The 18,242-nt window shown below is 64.5% G+C and carries 20 protein-coding genes; 10 read left to right on the top strand and 10 right to left on the bottom strand.

Annotated features, from left to right (window positions below):
* Positions 1-131: 131 nt before the first annotated feature.
* Positions 132-2,852, bottom strand: coding sequence for a hypothetical protein (locus A5788_RS12205; protein WP_064867882.1), 2,721 nt, complete (start codon positions 2,850-2,852; stop codon positions 132-134).
* A gap of 225 nt (positions 2,853-3,077) precedes the next feature.
* Positions 3,078-4,742, bottom strand: coding sequence for an ABC-F family ATP-binding cassette domain-containing protein (locus A5788_RS12200; protein ID WP_064867737.1), 1,665 nt, complete (start codon positions 4,740-4,742; stop codon positions 3,078-3,080).
* Positions 4,743-4,819: 77 nt separating this feature from the next.
* Here A5788_RS12200 and A5788_RS12195 point away from each other — a divergent pair, with 77 nt between their 5' ends.
* From A5788_RS12195 to A5788_RS12180, 4 genes are all read left to right on the top strand, one after another.
* Positions 4,820-5,215, top strand: coding sequence for a tautomerase family protein (locus tag A5788_RS12195; protein WP_064867735.1), 396 nt, complete (start codon positions 4,820-4,822; stop codon positions 5,213-5,215).
* Positions 5,216-5,292: 77 nt separating this feature from the next.
* Positions 5,293-5,874, top strand: a complete 582-nt coding sequence (locus A5788_RS12190; protein WP_064867733.1) for a dihydrofolate reductase family protein — start codon at positions 5,293-5,295, stop codon at positions 5,872-5,874.
* Between the two features lie 47 nt (positions 5,875-5,921).
* Positions 5,922-6,269, top strand: coding sequence for a VOC family protein (locus A5788_RS12185; protein ID WP_064867731.1), 348 nt, complete (start codon positions 5,922-5,924; stop codon positions 6,267-6,269).
* The gene (locus tag A5788_RS12180) at positions 6,266-7,159 is read left to right on the top strand and encodes an exodeoxyribonuclease III (protein WP_064867729.1); all 894 of its coding nucleotides are present in this window, start codon (positions 6,266-6,268) and stop codon (positions 7,157-7,159) included. Before A5788_RS12185 ends, A5788_RS12180 begins: the two co-directional genes overlap by 4 nt.
* On the opposite strand, the gene A5788_RS12175 is transcribed toward A5788_RS12180, so the two are convergent.
* Both A5788_RS12175 and A5788_RS12170 read right to left on the bottom strand, forming a co-directional pair.
* On the bottom strand, positions 7,124-7,603 hold the full coding sequence (locus tag A5788_RS12175; protein WP_082937995.1) for a DoxX family membrane protein: 480 nt from the start codon (positions 7,601-7,603) through the stop codon (positions 7,124-7,126). The genes A5788_RS12180 and A5788_RS12175 overlap by 36 nt on opposite strands.
* Before the next feature lie 35 nt (positions 7,604-7,638).
* A complete protein-coding gene (locus A5788_RS12170; protein WP_064867725.1) occupies positions 7,639-8,103 on the bottom strand; it encodes a DM13 domain-containing protein in 465 nt (154 codons plus the stop codon).
* A 177-nt stretch (positions 8,104-8,280) separates the two neighbouring features.
* Between A5788_RS12170 and A5788_RS12165 the strand changes: the two genes are divergently transcribed.
* The 3 genes from A5788_RS12165 to A5788_RS12155 are packed head-to-tail and all read left to right on the top strand — an operon-like array spanning position 8,281 to position 10,755.
* Positions 8,281-8,970: a response regulator transcription factor gene (locus A5788_RS12165; RefSeq protein WP_064867723.1), complete on the top strand. Its 690-nt coding sequence runs from the start codon at positions 8,281-8,283 to the stop codon at positions 8,968-8,970.
* Positions 8,970-10,112 (top strand): sensor histidine kinase, encoded by a 1,143-nt coding sequence (locus A5788_RS12160; RefSeq protein ID WP_064867879.1) that lies wholly within the window; start codon positions 8,970-8,972, stop codon positions 10,110-10,112. The genes A5788_RS12165 and A5788_RS12160 overlap by 1 nt, the downstream gene beginning before the upstream one ends.
* A 34-nt stretch (positions 10,113-10,146) precedes the next feature.
* Positions 10,147-10,755, top strand: coding sequence for an MSMEG_1061 family FMN-dependent PPOX-type flavoprotein (locus tag A5788_RS12155; protein WP_064867875.1), 609 nt, complete (start codon positions 10,147-10,149; stop codon positions 10,753-10,755).
* On the opposite strand, the gene A5788_RS12150 is transcribed toward A5788_RS12155, so the two are convergent.
* Together A5788_RS12150 and thiD are read right to left on the bottom strand one after the other, a co-directional pair.
* Positions 10,749-11,567, bottom strand: coding sequence for a DUF1684 domain-containing protein (locus tag A5788_RS12150; RefSeq protein ID WP_064867877.1), 819 nt, complete (start codon positions 11,565-11,567; stop codon positions 10,749-10,751). The two genes, A5788_RS12155 and A5788_RS12150, sit on opposite strands and share 7 nt — an antisense overlap.
* A gap of 138 nt (positions 11,568-11,705) precedes the next feature.
* Complete coding sequence (thiD, locus tag A5788_RS12145; protein ID WP_064867721.1) at positions 11,706-12,518, bottom strand: bifunctional hydroxymethylpyrimidine kinase/phosphomethylpyrimidine kinase; 813 nt, start codon at positions 12,516-12,518, stop codon at positions 11,706-11,708.
* A gap of 204 nt (positions 12,519-12,722) precedes the next feature.
* On the opposite strand from thiD, the gene A5788_RS12140 reads away from it, so the two are divergent.
* Positions 12,723-13,319: an Ltp family lipoprotein gene (locus tag A5788_RS12140; RefSeq protein ID WP_064867719.1), complete on the top strand. Its 597-nt coding sequence runs from the start codon at positions 12,723-12,725 to the stop codon at positions 13,317-13,319.
* A 35-nt stretch (positions 13,320-13,354) separates the two neighbouring features.
* Here the strand turns inward: A5788_RS12140 and A5788_RS12135 are convergent, their stop codons facing one another.
* Positions 13,355-14,728, bottom strand: coding sequence for an NADP-dependent succinic semialdehyde dehydrogenase (locus A5788_RS12135; RefSeq protein ID WP_064867717.1), 1,374 nt, complete (start codon positions 14,726-14,728; stop codon positions 13,355-13,357).
* Between the two features lie 104 nt (positions 14,729-14,832).
* On the opposite strand from A5788_RS12135, the gene A5788_RS12130 reads away from it, so the two are divergent.
* Both A5788_RS12130 and A5788_RS12125 read left to right on the top strand, forming a co-directional pair.
* Complete coding sequence (locus A5788_RS12130) at positions 14,833-15,255, top strand: nitroreductase family deazaflavin-dependent oxidoreductase (protein ID WP_064867873.1); 423 nt, start codon at positions 14,833-14,835, stop codon at positions 15,253-15,255.
* A 79-nt stretch (positions 15,256-15,334) separates the two neighbouring features.
* Entirely contained in the window at positions 15,335-15,832 is a 498-nt protein-coding gene (locus A5788_RS12125) for a flavin reductase family protein (RefSeq protein WP_064867715.1), read from the top strand.
* Here the strand turns inward: A5788_RS12125 and A5788_RS12120 are convergent, their stop codons facing one another.
* From A5788_RS12120 to A5788_RS12110, 3 genes are all read right to left on the bottom strand, one after another.
* Positions 15,833-16,069 (bottom strand): hypothetical protein, encoded by a 237-nt coding sequence (locus A5788_RS12120; RefSeq protein WP_064867713.1) that lies wholly within the window; start codon positions 16,067-16,069, stop codon positions 15,833-15,835.
* A 113-nt stretch (positions 16,070-16,182) separates the two neighbouring features.
* The gene (locus A5788_RS12115; protein ID WP_064867711.1) at positions 16,183-17,037 is read right to left on the bottom strand and encodes a sigma-70 family RNA polymerase sigma factor; all 855 of its coding nucleotides are present in this window, start codon (positions 17,035-17,037) and stop codon (positions 16,183-16,185) included.
* Between the two features lie 127 nt (positions 17,038-17,164).
* Positions 17,165-18,241, bottom strand: coding sequence for a threonine aldolase family protein (locus tag A5788_RS12110; protein ID WP_064867871.1), 1,077 nt, complete (start codon positions 18,239-18,241; stop codon positions 17,165-17,167).
* Position 18,242 lies beyond the last annotated feature (1 nt).

Genomic DNA, 18,242 nt, shown 5'->3' with positions numbered 1-18,242 from the left:
CGGGCTCCGATCCGCGATCTCGCGCACGAACACCGGCGGCCCACACTAGAAGACCTCGACGAAATCGACTGCACGACAAGGGTACTGACGCACGCCAGGGCACGCACACTAGACACCTTTAGGCGTCGCGGTCACGCCTCAAACCCGACGAGACCGCCAACAGTCTTCGCCTCGTCCACGAATCCGCGTCGGGCCAGGAAGCGGGCAGCCCAACGGACTCGTCGGCGGAGTGTCGCGGGACTGCTCGCCGACAGTCGTATGAGCGAAGCATCTGCTCCATGTCGGATCGCTCTCAAGCCGATCTGGTCTTCGACGCCATCGGTGTACTCCTGTGACAACTCAAGTCCGGTCAACGCGTCCGCCACTACCGGAAGGTCGTCGGAGCCGACGACACCGATGATCCGCCTCGCCACGTTGACGCCCTCTTCGGCGTCGTAGGAATCGCCCACCAGGAGGCATGCGCGACGCAGCAGATCGGCTCGCTCCGGTAGGTCGGAAGGTAGTTGGGTGACAACCAGTGCGAAGTCGAATGGCGTCGCCGAGTACAGATGGTCTGCATTCGTCAGAGCGTCATCGAGGCGCTGAAGCCCCTGCGCGGTGTGGCCTGCCCGAACGAGTCCCACACCTGCAACCGCGTCGACGAACGATCCATCGCTGCTCTCGTAAGTCGCCATCTTCGGGCGAAGCCTCGTGAGCTCAACTTCCAGATCGGGATATCGAGCCACAATTGTCGACCCGAAATTGATCAGAGGGCTGACGAGGTTATACACCTGGACGCCACCACCGCGGAGCACCGTGATCAGTGTCATGGCGCGAGACTCAGTCCATAGTGTCGGGTCTTCCTCCAGGCGCGCCGCAATATCGGTTGCCAGATCGGTGGGGTGGTACCCGGCATATCGGATGTCGGGTAGGGCGGCGGCGACGGCGAGCGCTTGGTCGATATCCCCGCAGGCGAGTGCGATTTGGCCGACAGCGAAGTCCCGTCGACCGTAGTCGTCCCTCTCGAGCAGGTGTCTTTCGTTGTTCCAGGCGTTTCGGCATGTGTCCAGCGCACGGAGCATGGTTGCGACATCGGCGGAGTCTGATGTCTTGGCCACGGCACGGAGTGCCTTCAAGTGAAAGCGTTCGGGGGATTCCCCATCGAAATCGTCCCGGCCAAAATTCGTGATCAGCGCCAGCGCTTCGTCGAGTCGGCCGCGTCGAGCGAATTCGTTTGCGACGAGCTGCAGACATTCGGGTCGCACCGTCTGGTGTGGCTGCACGGAATCTCCTAGGGCAGCAACGTATGCGGTCGCGGCCGCAGCGATCAATGGGCGTTCAGCTTCGTCGAGGAGTGAACCCCATTCGGCGTATCGACGAGCGGCGGTTTCGTCGTTCTCGTCTCGGTGATGTTCATCCAGGATGCGAAGCGTTTCGATGATCCGGCGCGGGCGAACCTCCGGGTAGCCGGCGTATTTGCTCGTGCTCTGCAACGTGGTCGTTTCCATGGGTCCCAACGCAATCGTTGCCCGCAGGAGTTGTAGTTCCAGATCGGGATCACCGATCTGCGTCACGATGCCCGCGAGGATGGGCGCGGCCAACGCCATGGACTTGCCCCGTCCAACCCACTTGATTGCGAGCCCTTGCGCCAGCGCGGCGGATACAAATGACCGTTGGTGTTCGACGTCCAGATTCTCACGCGCGACGTTGTACCCTCCGGGACTGAGCTCACCGATAGTCATGAGGGAGACCAGAATGCGCTCAGCGGTGTCCTGATCACCGCCGACCGCGAGGCCGCGCGCCCAATTGCTTTGATCGACCGAGGTGATGACTTCGGCTGTCGCGGCGCTGGACTCGAGCGCGATGGTCACTGATTGCAGCGCCCCGTCGTCGTCGTTGGCGTCATGGCGTGCGAGCGCCCGCGCGGTCGCGCGCTCGAGTCGTCGATTATCGGTGTACCCATGGGCGATATCGTCGACGGTGGGTTCGCGGTCGAGCTGCCGGACTGCTTCGGGTTCGCCCACACCGGAGTCGATGGCCGCCAGTACCGGATCTTTGTTGCCGGCATCCCACAGGATCTCCGCGAGTGACCGTGCATGATCCAGCCACCCTGCTCGTACGCATGCCTGGGCACCGATGGCCAGCTCGTAGGACCGCACATCCTTGGTGGCGCGGTTGCTTCCGTACTGTGTCATGGCGGCGATCGTCGTGAGTACGGCGTCGTCGTCGGGATGCATTTCGGCGCGGGCGTATTCGGTCAAAGCAAGTGAGAGTGCTTCTGCCTCTTCAGCACCGTCCTGGATGATCACATCACCGTACGCGCTCCGAATCGCGTCCTCGGCGACCAGGCGTCCACGGACGACGAGTAGCGCTGCGGCCGTGGCCTTTTCTTGCTTGGCGTACTCGGGGATGGCGGCGTATAGCAGCGCGGCGGCATCGACATCGTCGCGTTTCAGACGGTCGCGTACGCCGGCCAGCAACGCCAGGCCGGCCGAGCGGCCGAAAGCGCGGTTGCACACATCGGCGAGTACCAGCGGTTCCAAATCGCCGGCAGATTCGGCCCAGCGCATCATCGTGATGGTCTCGCAGCAGTCGGACCAGTCGAGGTTTGCCGGCAGGGATTCGTCGAGTGCTTCCGCGGTTGCAACCAAGACGGCGGGGAAGACCAGGCCCAGGACGATTGTCGCGGCGAATCGGGGGTGCTCGGGCAACTCGGCGAGCGCGTATGCTGCCGACTCGCCGTCACCGACCCGGGCCGCCTCAATGGCTTTGTACCAACCGCGCTGGTAGAGGTCGGCAGCGCCGTCAGCGAGTGCGTGTTCACAACGCTGGACCAACTCGGATGCCTGCTCTTCGGTGAATGTCGCCGTCATTCGTGCCTCCTGGTGGACGGGCGCAATCGCGCGATCGATGCGCACGTCGACCGTGCGCGACGCCGATCATGTCATGGCGCGAACCACGAACTCCGAAGCATCCCTCTGGTCCTCATCCGGCCGGATGACGCCAGCGCACGGAAATCCCGACCCGTGGCCAACTGAGTTGCGGTTGCTCAAGAGTGCGGATACCGCGCCTCTGGGCAACCGCAAGCGGCGCCCGGGTCAATCGACAGTCACGTGCCCGCCGTCCACGTGCCATCGGGTGTCGATGCGCACCTTCTCGAGCATCCGACGGTCGTGGGTGACCAGGAGCAGCGCGCCGTCGAACGACTCGAGTGCCGCTTCGAGTTGTTCGATTGCGGGCAGGTCGAGATGGTTGGTCGGCTCGTCGAGCACGAGTACGTTGACTCCGCGCGCCTGAAGCAGTGCCAATGCCGCGCGGGTGCGCTCGCCTGGTGACAGGTCGCCGACGGCGCGGTCGACATGGTCGGCGCGGAGGCCGAACTTGGCCAGTAGTGTTCGCACTTGTTCGGTCGAGTAGTCGGGGACGAGTTGCTCGAACCGATCGGCCAGCGGTTGTGGACCGGTGAATTGTCCACGCGCCTGGTCGATTTGGCCGATCGCCACACTTGCGCCGAGACTTGCCGTGCCCTCGTCGGGCGCCACGGACCCGGTGAGGAGACGCAGGAGTGTCGACTTTCCGGCTCCGTTGGGTCCGGTGATGCCGATCCGCTCGCCGGCGTTGACCTGGAGCGACACCGGCCCGAGGGTGAAGTCTCCCTGTCGCACAACGGCGTTGGCAGCGGTGGCGACGACCGAGCTCGATCGCGGCGCTGACCCGATGGTGAATTCCAGCACCCACTCTTTGCGGGGCTCGGCGACCTCGTCGAGTCGAGCGATGCGACTCTCCATCTGCCGTACCTTCTGCGCCTGCTTCTCGCTGGACTCGCTGGCTGCGCGGCGTCGAATCTTGTCGTTGTCGGGAGCCTTACGCATGGCGTTGCGCACACCCTGACTCGACCATTCACGTTGAGTGCGCGCCCGCGCCACGAGGTCGGCCTTCTTCTCGGCGAACTCCTCGTACTCCTCGCGGCGGTGGCGCCGCGCGACCTCGCGCTCCTCCAGGAAGCTCTCGTAGCCGCCGTTGTAGACCGTGTTGGTGTGCTGGGCGAGGTCGAGTTCGATCACGCGAGTCACGCAGCGCGCCATGAACTCTCGGTCGTGACTCACCAGCACTACGCCACCGCGCATGCCGCTGACGACTTCTTCGAGTCGTGCGAGGCCATCGAGATCGAGGTCGTTCGTGGGTTCGTCGAGGAGCACGACGTCGAAACGTGAACACAGCAGCGCGGCCAACCCCACGCGAGCGGCCTGGCCTCCCGACAGTCCGGTCATGAGCGCGTCTTCGGGAGGAGTGTTGCCGGTTCGTAGGCCGACGTCGGCGAGTACGGCAGGCAGTCGCTCGTCGAGATCGGCGGCGCCGGTCGCCAGCCAGTGGTCGAGTGCCGCCGAATACACATCGGCCGGATCCTCTGCGCCAGACGCCGGCGCATCGTCAGCCAATGCTGCCGCTGCTAGTTCCATGGCCTCGCTCGCCGCGGCGCATCCTGTTCGTCGAGCGACGTACTGGGCGACAGTCTCACCCGGCACGCGCTCGTGCTCCTGCGGCAGCCAACCGACGAAGGCGTCGGCCGGCGCGCGCGTGACCGTGCCCTCGAGTGGGGCGAGGCTGCCGGCCAGGACCGCCAGCAACGTCGACTTGCCCGCTCCGTTGGCGCCAACGACTCCGACAACGTCGCCCGGCGCGACTGTCAGATCGAGGTGATCGAACAGCACACGATGGGCGTAGCCGCCGGCGATGTCTTTGGCGACGAGTGATGCGGTCATTGCTATATCGTCGCACTCACATCGTTGCGACATGCTCGCCGAGTCCGGCCGTGGTGTGCAGACGGTATTGTTTCTTGATGCCGAGCACCCAGGTCGAAGTTCGTCGGACGTACGCCCCCGAGACCGAGGCGGCGATTCTGGACGCGGTCCACGACTCCTTGGTCGCAGCGTTCGCGATCCCCGTCGAAGACAAACACGTGAGACTTGTTGTGCACGAGCCTCATCGCTTCGCGGTACCGCCGACCCTGTCGTCTCCGGAGGCGTACACGCTCGTCGTCGTCGACTGCTTTGCCGGCCGGAGCGTCGACGCCAAACGTGCTCTCTACCGAGAGGTTTCACGACGACTGGGCGTGCTCGGCATCCCGGCCGACCACATCACGGTCATCGTTCGCGATATCGAGACCGCAAACTGGGGTATTCGAGGCGGGCAGGCCGCCTGCGATGTGGACTTGGGTTTCGACGTCAACGTGTGAGCGAACCGCACGCTCGCCGCGACGCGCGCGCGTGCGCGGGCCCCGTCGACTCATGTCCGTTATGGGAGAATCGACCGATGCGCAGACTCGTCTACTACGTGGCAACGACGCTCGACGGATTCATCGCAGGACCAGACGGTGGTGACCCATCCGGGGCCGACTTCTTCCCGATCACCGACGACGTTGTGCAGTTCATCGTCGAGAACTATCCCGAGACGCTACCGGCACCAGCGCGCAAGGCACTCGGAATCGACGGTGCGGGAACAGTTTTCGACACGGTCGTCGAGGGTCGTGGATCGTACGAACTCGGCCTTGCCGCGGGTATCGACGACGCGTATCCGCATCTTCGCCACCTTGTGTTCTCCACGACGCTTCCCGAGAACAACTCTGGTGCCGTGGAGATCGTGCGCGACGAACCCGCCGAGACAGTGCGCGAACTCAAACGCGAAGAGGGACTCGACATTTGGCTGGTCGGCGGCGGAACGCTGGCACATGCCCTACTTCCCGAGATCGACAGGCTGGTGCTCAAAGTGAATCCGTCGATCATCGGCAGTGGCGTGCCCCTGTTCAACGGGCCATTCGCGCCGACCCTGTTCACCCCGGCCAACGAGACGCATCTGCCCGGCGGCGTACGGGTGCTCACCTACGACCGCCGCTGACGGCAGCCCTGCCCGTCGGGCCGGGCGGTCGGTGAGAGAGTGGGAGTATGCATGTTGATCGAGTGGTTCCCAACCTCACCGTCTCGGATCTCCACCAGGCCGTTGCTGAGCATTCTGCGATCCTCGGCTTGCACGTCCTCATGGATCACGGGTGGATCGTCACTCTGGGAGATGACGACGGGCATCAGCTCAGCGTCATGACCTCCGACGCGTCCGCGCCGGTCAACCCCGACGTCTCGATCTTCGTCGACGACGTCCGAGAAGCGCTCGCCGAGGCGCATGCCGCGGGAGTGGAGATCGTGCACCCGCTGACCGACGAACCGTGGGGCGTCACACGATTCTTCTACCGGGCATCCGACGGTCGCGTGATCAACGTCGGCACCCACACGCGATGAACGACGCTGGGCGCACGTCCGACGACCGGCCCGACCCATTCACGGTTGTGTCGTTCAACGTCAACGGGATTCGAGCAGCGCGACGTCGAGGATTCGACGCGTGGTTGGCAGAACGAAACCCCGACGTCGTGGCGCTTCAGGAACTGCGCTCCCCGGCAACGGAAGTCGGCATTTTTCCCGGCTACTCGGTCGCGCTCGACGTCGGATCGATCGCCGGACGCAACGGTGTGGCAATTCTGACCAAGACACCACCGACCGCAGTGCGGACCTGGCTGACCGATCCGCCGAAAGCACGCGGCCTCAACGAATTCGCCACGCACGGAAGGTACATCGAAGTCGACCTCGCCGACCGACCGGTCACCGTCGGATGCCTCTACCTACCGAAAGGCGGCCTGCCCGCGCATCGTCAACGAACAGGAGCCATGCGCGACGCCCCCGACGGTGGGGCGAAGTACGACCGAAAGCAACGATTCCTGAGTGCATTCGCTCGTGAGCTGAACCGAAATCGCCTGTCGGCCCAACGTGACGGTCGGGAGTTTCTGCTCGTCGGGGATCTCAACATCGCCCATACCGAACACGACGTGACCAACTGGCGCGCTGCCCGGTCGATGGACGGCTTCCTGCCCGAGGACCGCGCCTGGTTCGATTCGGTTTTGGGTTCGCGTCGACTCGTCGACGTGGTCCGGCGTGTCCATGGTGATCGACCCGGACCGCTGACCTGGTGGAGCTGGGCGGGGGAGTCGTTCGCCAAGGACGTCGGCTGGCGCGTCGACCATCAGCTCGCCACGCCAGGTCTGGCTCGCCGCGCGGTGTCGGTGACAGTGGACAAAGAACCATCGCCGGCGCAGCGATTGTCAGACCACGCGCCGCTCGTGGTGACCTATCGCTAGCGGCGACTTTTTCAACTGGTGGACGGCCGCGAGCGAGGTGCGCAGGTTTACTCGTGACGCCGTCGACGCGAACGCCGCGACGGCCACCGAGAGCGCGAGCATGATCGGGTATTGGGTGATGAGCTGATCCGCCGACCAGTAGTTGCAGAGCTGAAATGCTGACAGCAGCGCCACAGGCAATGTGGCGATTCCGAGGATCAGCGCAATCCCCAGTGACACTTCGAGCAGCGGGACGCCAACGCCGAAGGCGGTCGGGACATGTCCGACGACGTCGCGGGTGAACGCGCGGTAGAAGCCGGGTACTCGCTCGTTGCTTGCTGCACTCTGCACGACGAGAAGAATGTCGGCCCGCCCGAAACCGGCGTGATACTTGACGATCCCTTCGTGCAGCCAGAGCGCGCCGAGTGCCACGCGTGCGAGGGTGGCGGCGACAACTGTTGCCACCCTCGCACTGCGCGCGACGCGTGAATCCGTTGTCGTCACTTCATCAGCTCTGCGGCACCGAATACGGCTTTTGCCTTGTCGCAGTGCACAACTACGTCCGAGTAGGCGGCAGCGTCGACGCCGGTGGGCACCTCGAAGGACTGAGAAGCCTTGTCGTAGGCGACTTTACCGAGTGCGACTCCGTTGCTGACGTCTGATTCCGAGGTGCCCTTGGCCAGGTAGAGATGGAGATCGGGACCCTCGTCGGACGAGAAGCCTGACAATTCCACCTTTCCCGCCGTGAGAGTCGCTGTGCCCGACACCTTTTTGTCGTTGAGTCCCGCGAACGCTCCGTGTGCTACCGCCGTCGAGCTCATGGGGGCCATCGACATCTCGGCCGATGCGGACATCGGGGCCGCCGAGGTCGTCGTCGCAGATGTGCTCTGATCGCTGCATCCAGCGATGGCGCCGACGACGACGAAGGCTGCGAAGGCGCTGGCGACGAAGGTCTTGATCCTCATGTGTTTCTCCTGACGTGGTGGATGTACCGACTCGGCACGACAGGAATTACAGCAATCGCAGAGGGTGCGATCGGCGATCATTTCAGCGTCGTAAGCCCACATTTCAGCGCGGTAATGATTTCAGCACCGTAATAATTCGAGCTGGGGGACACGCCATTTCGCGGTTACGCTCGACTGATGCAGCAAGGGGCACGAGTGATGGTCGTCGAAGACGACCCGGCGGTGCGAACCGTCGTCGCCGATCACCTTCGTGCTGCGGGGTGCGACGTCGCGATGCACGCCGATGGAGAGAACGCATGGATTGCGCTCAGCGCGGAGATGCCCGATCTGCTGATTCTGGATCGCATGATCCCACTGATCGACGGCGACGAATTGTGTCGTCGAGTGCGCGCAGTGTCTGAGGTACCGATCATCATGTTGACGGCGCTCGATGGACCCGACCATCGAATAGCCGGACTCGAGCGAGGCGCCGACGATTATCTCGGGAAGCCGTTCGCGTTGCGGGAGTTGCAGCTTCGAGTGAACTCGTTGTTGCGCCGTAGCGCCAACACCAGTGCGCCGTTGACATTTACGGCGGGGCCGTTCCGCGTCGATCCCGCTCATCGCAGAGTGTGGGTCGACGGTAAGGAGATCGCGTTGACGGCCCGCGAGTACGAACTCCTGCTCTATCTGGTGCGCAACCCGGATCGGGTTGTCAGCCGGGAGGAGATCCTGCGCGAAGTGTGGCAGTGGGCCTTTGGCGACGCATCGACGGTGACAGTTCACGTGCGACGGTTGCGCGAGAAGATCGAACCCGAGCCGCGCTTTCCGCGCTTTCTGCACACCGAGTGGGGCGCCGGATACCGATTCACCGCACGGGGCGAATGATGTTGGGCCCGTACGAAGTCCTGCTGATCGCGGGCACCACGTTCGCGGCGACCGCGGTGGTGACCGTCCTTACGGTGCTGGTCCTCAGGCTGACGCCGCACAGCGGTATTGCCGTGCGATGCGCTGTCGTTCTCGCTGGATCGTTGTTATCGATCGTGTTCTCCACCTTGGCGGTTGCCGCGGAGATGTACCTGTCCGGGCACGACGTCGTCGTGCTCGGTTATGTCATTGGAATCTCGGCGTTGATGAGCATGATCGCCGGCTGGGCGGTGACGGGGCGCGCCATTCGATCACCGGTGGAGGCGCTTGTCGCCGATGCTCGCCGGGTCGGCGACGGTGATGTGGTTGCCGCGTCGCTCACCGGCTGGCGCGAATTCGACGAGGTGTCAGCGGAATTGGCCGAGACATCGCGCCGCCTGGCGGATGCCCGCGCACAGATTGCCGAACTGGATGCCGCGCGACGGCAGTTCTTCGCCTGGATCTCGCATGATCTGCGAACACCTCTCGCCGGGATGAGGGCGATGGCGGAGGCACTCGAGGATGGCACGGCAGCCGAGCCGGGACTCTACATCGCAACGATTCGCACGAAGGTCGACACAATCAACAAAATGGTCGACGACCTGTTCCAGCTGTCCAAGCTTCAGACCGGTTCATTGGAGCTGTGCTGCGAGCCCGTCGTCCTACGCGATCTTGTCAGCGACGCCGTCGCGGACGTTCGGGCCATCGCGACCGGTCGAGGTATACGCATCGTCGACGATGGAATTGACGGTCACGTCGTCTGGGCGGATCCCCGCGAGATCACGCGCGCGATCGGCAACCTGCTGAGCAACGCCGTACGGCATGCGCCGGATGACAGCGCGATCACCGTCCGTGCAGTCGGAGACGAGGCGACGCTGGTGCTCAGCGTCGTCGATCAGGGCGAGGGAGTGTCGTCGGAAGACCTCGGTTCGATCTTCGACGTCGGCTGGCGCGCGGACACCGCGCGCACGTCTGACCGCGATGACTCCGCGACGACCGGGGCCGGTCTGGGCCTCGCGATTGTGCGAGGCATCGTCGAAGCGCACGGTGGCACCATTCGGGCGCAACGCACGGCCGCCGGCTTTCAACTGGATCTCGAACTGCCGACCGCCGCAGCCGGTTGACCTCATATCGTGCTGGCTGGGCATCATGGAGGGTATGCAGGTCACCACGCAGGCACAGTTGCGGGAGATCGTCGGGCATCCGGCAGAGATCATCGCGAACAAAGCCATGCCGCAGTTGCTGTCGGCGCACGTCGAATGGCTCGCCGCGACACCGATGATCTTCCTGGCCACATCGGACGCGTCGGGCCGCGTGGATGTATCACCCAAGGGCGATCCCGCGGGCAAGGTGGTTCACGTCATCGACGAACACACCATCGCGATCCCCGAGCGCCCGGGTAATCGACGCGTGGACGGTTACGAGAACATCCTCACCAATCCGCACGTCGGCGCGATCGCGGTGATCCCGGGGCGTGGCGACACGTTGCGGGTCAACGGATCGGCACGCATCGTCGACGATGGTCCGTACTTCGACCAGCTCGCGGTCCGCGGCAAGCGACCCATCCTCGCCGTCGAGGTCGACGTCGAGGAGGTGTTCTTCCACTGCTCCAAGGCATTCATGCGGTCCGAACTCTGGAAGCCCGAGACGTGGGACCCCACCAGGGTGCCGAGCACCGCGAAGCTCGCCAAGCAGGTGATGGCGGGCCTCGACGACATTCCGGACGAGGAGTTCGGCGACGACGCGTACCGACCGTGGCTCTACTGAGCTGAGCGCTCGTACGGCGTCTTCTCGCCAGCGGTGACCTCGACATCGAGCTGATTGCCCGCGGGCGGCAGCGGGCACGTGGCGAAGTCGATGAACGCGCACGGCAGATTGGTCGCGCGATTGAAGTCGAGCACCACACGTCCGCCGTTGCGCAAAACTTCGTCGGCGGCGTCGACGGCCAGGCTTCGATTCGCCGCATACGTCGTGATTCCCGAGGTGGCATCTGTGAACAGCACGCTCAGCCCGCCCTGCTTGCCGTTGAAGGCAATGAGTCGACGCTGCTGCCCGTCGTGGTCAAAGACCAGGTCACCGGGGGAGACGTACACGTGGGCCAAGCCCTCCGCGACGGCGCCGACGGTCACCGGCCGAGGCTGTTCGTACGGCTCGAACCGCGCTTCGACGACCCACGCGGGATCGGCGTCATATGCCGGAACGCCACGAAAATTGCGCACCGTGGGCGCGTTCTCGTCGTGCACGCGGATCAGGTAGCCGTCGCCGCGGCGTGCGACCTCGATGTGCACGTCGTCGATGTCCACGACCTCACCCGGGCCGGTCGGTTCGAGGTCGAAATCGCGGGTGTCGAAGGACTCGCCGTCGCCTGGTCGAAGGTGGGCGGTCGGGCCGTCGAACCACCAGGTTCCCGGCAGCCCCTCGAAACGCGACGGTTCCGTGTCGAGCCATTCGAGGCGGTTGATCGACAGCCATCCAAGGGGAGCGGCGAGGTCACGCTCGCGAATGGTGTGCCACTGCTGCCATTCGTCGGCGAAGTCGCCGTCGGCTGGTGTCGTCGAGGTGGACAGTGCTCCGGTCATTCGGTGCTCCCTGAGTCGTCGCGGATGTGACTCCTTCTGCAACGTCGACGACGTCCCAACCATGGCCATTCGCGTTCGCTGGGCGCAACCCTTGACGCCGGGTTCGATCGCTCTGGGCTCACGTTGACGGCGTGCGGGTCAGCCCTCGAGCGCGTCCACGAAAGCGCCCTGCCACACCGTGTCGAACGGGGTGTGCCCCGACACGCGGCCGTTGATGCCTGCCGTGGTGAATTCCTTGGCGAATGCGACAGCCTCACCGATCTCGGCGCCCTTCGCCAACTCGGCCGTGATGGCGGCGGCGAGCGTGCATCCGGCCCCGGAGACTCGCTCTGACCCGACTTTCGGCGCGGCCAGCACGGTCACGTCCGTGCCGTCGAACAGCACGTCGACGGCGTCGTCGCCGGGAAGTTCGACGCCGCCCTTCGCGATGACGTACTTCGGACCGAGATCGGCGATTCGACGCGCGGCCTCAGCGAGATCCTCGACGCTGGTGATCTCGTCCATGCCGGACAGGATCTGCGCCTCGAAGAGATTCGGGGTGACCACCGTCGCGAGCGGAATGATCTTCTCGCGCAACGCGGTATCGGTGTCGAGTGCAGCGCCCGGCTCTTGGCCCTTGCAGATGAGGACGGGATCGACGACGACGTGACGCCAGTCTCGGGCGGCGAGCGCGTCGGCGACGACGTCGATGGTCGCGGGCGTGCCGAGCATGCCCACCTTCACGACGTCGAGATCATGGGTGGCGGTTGCCGCTTCGATCTGGTCGGCGATGACGTCCGGTTCGACGGGTACGAACCGGTGCGCCCACCCGTTCTTCGGATCGAACGAGACGATGCAGGTGATGGTGCCGACTCCGTAGACACCCAACTCCTGGAAGGTCTTCAGATCGACTTGAATCCCGGCGCCGCCAGTCGCTTCCGAACCGGCGATGACATATGCAAAATCAACCACACATCAAGCCTACGACTCCGCAGATCGCGGCCTGAAGTCGCCTTTCACGAGAGCGACGCCGTCTGCCGATCGGCCTACGTCTGAGCCGAGCACAGTCTCGCTTGTCGGTGGTCGACGTCATGATGATTCGCACATGCGGCTCCTGCTGCATCGTGTCGCACGTTGCAGCCGCGGCGAAAGTTTCATCTTGACGAAGGACCAGTCATGACACGCTCGACCAGATCTACCGCTTGTATCGCAGTGCCCCTTGCTGCCGTCGTCATCGTTCTCGGTGTCGGAGGGTGCAAGGAAGGCAAGGTTGCTTCGGCAAGCACCGCCACCGTCACCGAGATCGCGACGGTGACACCGACGACCACGACGGTTACCGCGACCGCGGCGCCCGAGGCCACAGAGACCGAGATGACCACGGACGATACGGCGACTGCCGTCACAGATGCCGATGTCACCGAACCGACAGCCACCGAGCCAGCAACTGTCGACGCGCCGGCCGACGAGACCGGGTCCACTGGGTCGTCGTCGGGGCAGCGCAACGCTCTCTCGAAGGCCCACTCATATCTCGAGATCTCAGGCTTCAGCTACACCGAATTGATCGAGCAACTCGAGTACGAGGGATTCTCGAATTCCGACGCAACTTACGCGGCCGACAACTGCGGGGCCGACTGGACCGCACAAGCGGTACGAAAGGGTAAGTCGTATCTCGAGATCAGTGCATTCAGCCACTCCGGGCTTGTCGAACAGCTCGAGTACGACGGCTTCACAGCCGCACAGGCCGAGGCGGGCGCGACCGGTGCGGGCGTGTGACCGTCACCTGAACGCCCGACGATCAAGCCGGCCGATCAGGCGATCCACACCGTCTTGATGTTGCAGAACTCGTGCATGCCGTGGGACGTCAGTTCGCGGCCGTTGCCTGATCGCTTGATCCCGCCGAATCCCAGTTCGGGATACGAGGTGGTCATGCCGTTGATGAACACCTGGCCCGATTCGATCCGGTCGATGAACTGATCCTGTTCGGCCTCGTCGGTGGTCCATGCGTTTCCGCCGAGGCCGAAGGTGGTGTCGTTGGCGATCGCAATCGCCTCGTCGATGTTCTCGACGCGGTACAGCGCTGCCACCGGACCGAATGCTTCGGCGGAGTAGATCTCCATCTCGTCGGTGATGTCGGCGAGGATCGTCGGTTCGTAGAACCATCCGGGCCGCTCGACTCGGCTGCCTCCGATGAGTACCTTCGCGCCTTTGCCCACCGCGTCGTCGACGAGTTCTTCGAGATCGGTGCGCCCCTGTTCGGTGGCGAGCGGTCCGACGTCGGTGGCTTCGTCGGTGGGATCTCCGATGACGAGGCCGCGGAATCCCTCGGTGAAAGCGTCGACGAACTGGTCGTATACGTCGGCGTGGATGATGAATCGCTTTGCGGCGATACAGGACTGGCCGTTGTTCTGCACTCGTGCCGTAACGGCGGTCTTCGCGGCCGCCGCGATGTCGGCGCTGGGCATGACGATGAAGGGATCGCTCCCTCCGAGTTCGAGCACGGTGTGCTTGACCTCGTCACCCGCGATCGCGGCCACCGACCGACCCGCGGGTTCGCTTCCGGTCAAAGTCGCCGCGGCGACCCGCGGATCGCGCAGGATCGACTCGATCATTCCCGAACCGATCAGGAGCGTCTGGAAGCAGCCCTCCGGAAAACCGGCCCGATGCAGGACGTCTTCGAGATACAGGGCCGATTGCGGAACATTGGAGGCGTGCTTGAGGATGCCGACGTTGCCTGCCATCAGCGCGGGCGCAGCGAAACGCACCGCCTGCCAGAGGGGGAAGTTCCACGGCATGATCGCCAGTACGACGCCGAGTGGTTGGTACCGCATATATGCACGACTGGCGCCAACAGCTTTGGCGTCGGCCTGCTCGTCGGCGAGCATGGCGGCGCCGTGGTCGGCGTAGTAGCGAAAGCCCTTCGCGCACTTCAGTGTTTCTGCCTTGGCCGAGGCGAGGGTCTTGCCCATCTCCTCGGTCATCATGGCTGCGACGCCGTCGGCTTCGGCTTCGAGTAGGTCGGCGGTGGCGCGCAGCCAGGTCGCGCGCTGCTCGAACGAGGTGGTGCGATAGCTCGCGAATCCACTGACCGCTCGGTCGAGCGCCTCGTCGACTTGGTCTTCTGTCAGGGAATCGAACTCCCGGACGATCTCTCCGGTCGCCGGGTTGGTGGTGGCAATGGCCATGTCGCTGGTCCTTCCGCGTCGGGTCCCCTCTCATGCCTACCACTCGTGATCGAAACGTTGCGTCGATGCGGAATCAGCGCGGTGCGGAGGGCGTTGTGCGATCCATGAGCGAACTACCGGAATTGAGCCCGAGCGACTGGGTACGTGATCAGACCAAGAAGATCCTCGAGCAGGGGACGACCGACGGTGTGCTGGTTGCCGATCGTCCCGTCGTGCTGTTCACCACGACGGGTGCCAAGTCGGGGAAGAAGCGCTACACACCATTGATGCGCGTCGAGGAGAACGGCAAGTACGCCATGGTGGCGTCGAAGGGCGGCGCTCCCGAACATCCGGCGTGGTACTTCAACGTCAAGGCGAATCCGCAGATCACAGCCCAGGACGGCGACAAGGTGTACGAGCTCACCGCCCGCGAGGTCGAGGGCGACGAGCGTGAGCACTGGTGGGAGCTCGCGGTGGCCGCGTACCCGCCCTACGCCGAGTATCAGACCAAGACCGACCGTCAGATCCCGGTGTTCGTCCTCGAGTGACGACAGGGCAGTTCCCGCGGGGTGATCTGCATCGCATGTCATGGACCTGAAGTGCCCTTGAGGTTTTATCGTCGACGGTATGCAGTCGCTGTCTGACGTGGTGGATGCTCGCACCGCTTTCACCACCGCGTTTCGTCTTCACCCCGCGGGGGTTGCCATTGTTGCCGCCGAGACTTCCGACGGCCTCGCGGGCCTGACGGTCTCGAGTCTGGCGTCGGTGTCCGTGGACCCGTTCGCCGTGTCGTTTTCCGTGACCAGTTCGCGGGGGAGTGCCGGTGCGGTACTCGGCGCCGACACGATCGGGATCAGTCTGCTCGACGCCCGACACGTCGACGTTGCCGACGCTTTTGCGCGTCCAGGGGCACCCAGATTCACGACGAATCAGGGCTGGACGAGTTTCGAGTCGGGCGAGCCGATCCTGCGCGATGCCCACGCCGCGCTCCGGTGTGTCATCGTCGAAACGATCGCAGTGGGGTCGTCGACCCTCGTCGTGGCAGAAGTGCTCGAGACGCGGCTCGGTTCGTCGACGCAACCGCCGATGGTCTACCGCGACCGCGCTTTCCACACGCTCACCTGATCAGTCCTCGGGCAGCCCTGCGAACGTCTGCTTGATGCCGTTGTACCAACCCATCGACTGGCGCGGGTGACGCCAGCGACCCTTCATCGCGTCGCGCGCGTCCTGATGTGTTGCGTCGCCGGCCTTTTCGGCGTCCTTGAGATGCTGGTCCTGCGCTTTGATGATGTCGTCCGCGGTCGCGCCGTGGTGCGCCAGTCCGCAGGGACCTCCGAGTTGCGTGCAGGTCATGGTTTTCATCGGATCTCCTCAATAAAGGGCCGTGCTTGGTGGTACGGCCGGTTCCTGGTCATAGATTTCTTGGTGCTGCATAGGGATGACGAGTCGGCGGCCTCGAATGTGACCGATCGAGGTCAGGCGCGGTGCTCGTTCTTCTCGCGTCGGACAACGCGGCCGAGAACGTCCTGGTCGGCGCGGAACGTGATCCGGGCGACCATGCCGTCGACCACGTCGAAGTCGAACAGAACCATCGCCGTGCCGCGATGGAACCACGCCGACGCCGGGCGGTCGTCGACGAAGACCGACAACGCGGCCTTGGCGCTTCCGTTGAAGAAGTCGGCGATACTGCGTCGGCCGTCGATCTGCGCGGGGGTGCCGGTGGCTATGGCAACCTCGTCGGCTCTGACCTGGGCGTCGGGGGCCAGGAGTTCGAGAAGACGCTCGAAGTCGCCTTCGCGGGCCGCTGTCATGAACGCGTCGACGACCTCCCAGTCGGCGAGGGCGTCGTCGGCCGCGGGTTGGCGTACTTTCGCCCTTGCTCTCGAGGCGAGTTTGCGTGCGGCGGTGGGCGGAATGTCGAGTGCTGACGCGATGGTCGCGAATTCGAAACCGAAGGTGTCATGCATGACGAACGCGACGCGTTCGGCCGGTGACAGGCGGTCGAGAACCACGGTGAGCGCGATCCCCACTGAATCCGACAGCGCGATCACGTCAGCGGGATCGGGATCTTCGGAGTGCTCGTCGATCGCTGGTTCTGCGGCCTCGGGGATTCGCGCCCGCAGTCGGTCGAGACACAGCCTGCTGGTGACGGTGGTCAGCCAAGCCGGCAGATTTTTGATGTCTGTCTCGGTCGAGGTCATTCGCAGCCAGGCCTGCTGCACCACATCCTGGGCTTCGGCGTCGTCGCCCAGAATGCGGCCGGCCACGCGGAGCAGGCGCGGGCGCTCCGCCTCGAATTCGTGGGCGCGATCATTCGCGTTCAGAACCATGTCGCTACCTCGTCTTTGGTTGGCTTGTCCCAGTCCATTGTGTTCCAGTCCCGGTGTCTTGTTGTTGACTCACACCTTGTTGACGGTTCACAGCACGCACATGTGACAGCTGCGCGGCGAGGACGGGTCACGTCGTCGCAAACCCCCAGCGGATCGCGTCGACGAAGCGGTCGACGTCGTCGGTGGTCGTGTCCCAGGCGGTCATCCAGCGCACCTCGCCGACGCTTCGGTCCCAGTCGTAGAAGTGGACGCGTTCGCGGATGCGGTCGGCGATGTCGACCGGCAATCGGGCGAAGACGGTGTTGGACTCCGTCTTCTGAGTCAACGTGAGCCCGGGCAGTGAGCCGTCGTCGATGCCCTTCTCCAACTCGGCGCGCAGCCGGGCTGCCAACGCGTTGGCGTGCGCGGCGTTTCGGAGACCGAGGTCGTCGTCGAACAGCGCGAGTAGCTGTGCTGAGGTGAACCGCATCTTGCTCGACAGTTGGGTGGTCGATTTCCGGAGGAATCCGACGCCGGGGGCGCGGTCGGGGTCGAGCACCACGACCGCCTCGGCGGCCATGGTTCCGTTCTTCGTCCCGCCGAGGCTCACGATGTCGACACCGGCGTCGGTGAGGAACTCCCGAAACGGTTGCCGCAGAGCGGCGGCGGCGTTCCAGAGCCGCGACCCGTCGACGTGGACTGCCATTCCGAATCGGTGCGCTGTCTCACTGAGTTCGGCGATTTCTGCTGCGGTGTACAGGGTTCCGAGTTCGGTGACCTGTGTGATGCTGACCGCCAAGGGCTGTGCGAGCTGCTCATCGCCGAGCGCGTCAGCTCCTGCTTCGATCTGCGACGGTGTGAGCTTGCCGTCGCCGGTGCTCATGCCGATCACCTTGATGCCCGAAAGACGCTCGGGCGCAGCACCTTCGGAGGTGTTGATGTGTGCGCTGGAAGGCGCGATGACAGCACCCCACCGCGGGAGAAGCGCCGACAGTGCGACGACGTTCGCGCCCGTGCCGTTGAAGAGCGGGTAGACCTCGGCACGATCGCCGAACTGACCACGGACGACGCCGCGGAGACTGCGCGTGTACTCGTCTGCGCCATACGGGGACTGGTGTCCGCCGTTGGCGGCTGCGAGCGCTGCGAGCACGTCGGGATGGATTCCCGCGTAGTTGTCGCTGGCGAAGGAGCGGTGGTTGTCGTCGTGTAGCGAGGAGATGGTCACG

Origin of the sequence: Gordonia sp. 852002-50816_SCH5313054-c (assembly GCF_001665925.1) — a bacterium.
GTDB classification, from domain to species: Bacteria; Actinomycetota; Actinomycetes; order Mycobacteriales; family Mycobacteriaceae; genus Gordonia; species Gordonia jacobaea.
This window is presented reverse-complemented; position numbering and strand designations above follow the sequence as displayed.

Bases quoted from the DNA above. Each gene is read 5' to 3' on its own strand.
- A5788_RS12135 (WP_064867717.1), bottom strand. From the start codon at position 14,728: ATGGCCATTGCCACCACCAACCCGGCGACCGGAGAGATCGTCCGGGAG.
- A5788_RS12165 (WP_064867723.1), top strand. From the start codon at position 8,281: ATGCAGCAAGGGGCACGAGTGATGGTCGTCGAAGACGACCCGGCGGTG.
- A5788_RS12190 (WP_064867733.1), top strand. From the start codon at position 5,293: ATGCGCAGACTCGTCTACTACGTGGCAACGACGCTCGACGGATTCATC.
- A5788_RS12160 (WP_064867879.1), top strand. From the start codon at position 8,970: ATGTTGGGCCCGTACGAAGTCCTGCTGATCGCGGGCACCACGTTCGCG.
- A5788_RS12125 (WP_064867715.1), top strand. From the start codon at position 15,335: ATGCAGTCGCTGTCTGACGTGGTGGATGCTCGCACCGCTTTCACCACC.
- A5788_RS12140 (WP_064867719.1), top strand. From the start codon at position 12,723: ATGACACGCTCGACCAGATCTACCGCTTGTATCGCAGTGCCCCTTGCT.
- A5788_RS12170 (WP_064867725.1), bottom strand. From the start codon at position 8,103: ATGAGGATCAAGACCTTCGTCGCCAGCGCCTTCGCAGCCTTCGTCGTC.
- A5788_RS12115 (WP_064867711.1), bottom strand. From the start codon at position 17,037: ATGGTTCTGAACGCGAATGATCGCGCCCACGAATTCGAGGCGGAGCGC.
- A5788_RS12200 (WP_064867737.1), bottom strand. From the start codon at position 4,742: ATGACCGCATCACTCGTCGCCAAAGACATCGCCGGCGGCTACGCCCAT.
- A5788_RS12180 (WP_064867729.1), top strand. From the start codon at position 6,266: ATGAACGACGCTGGGCGCACGTCCGACGACCGGCCCGACCCATTCACG.
- A5788_RS12185 (WP_064867731.1), top strand. From the start codon at position 5,922: ATGCATGTTGATCGAGTGGTTCCCAACCTCACCGTCTCGGATCTCCAC.
- A5788_RS12205 (WP_064867882.1), bottom strand. From the start codon at position 2,852: ATGACGGCGACATTCACCGAAGAGCAGGCATCCGAGTTGGTCCAGCGT.
- A5788_RS12120 (WP_064867713.1), bottom strand. From the start codon at position 16,069: ATGAAAACCATGACCTGCACGCAACTCGGAGGTCCCTGCGGACTGGCG.
- A5788_RS12155 (WP_064867875.1), top strand. From the start codon at position 10,147: ATGCAGGTCACCACGCAGGCACAGTTGCGGGAGATCGTCGGGCATCCG.
- A5788_RS12150 (WP_064867877.1), bottom strand. From the start codon at position 11,567: ATGACCGGAGCACTGTCCACCTCGACGACACCAGCCGACGGCGACTTC.
- A5788_RS12195 (WP_064867735.1), top strand. From the start codon at position 4,820: ATGCCGAGCACCCAGGTCGAAGTTCGTCGGACGTACGCCCCCGAGACC.
- A5788_RS12130 (WP_064867873.1), top strand. From the start codon at position 14,833: ATGAGCGAACTACCGGAATTGAGCCCGAGCGACTGGGTACGTGATCAG.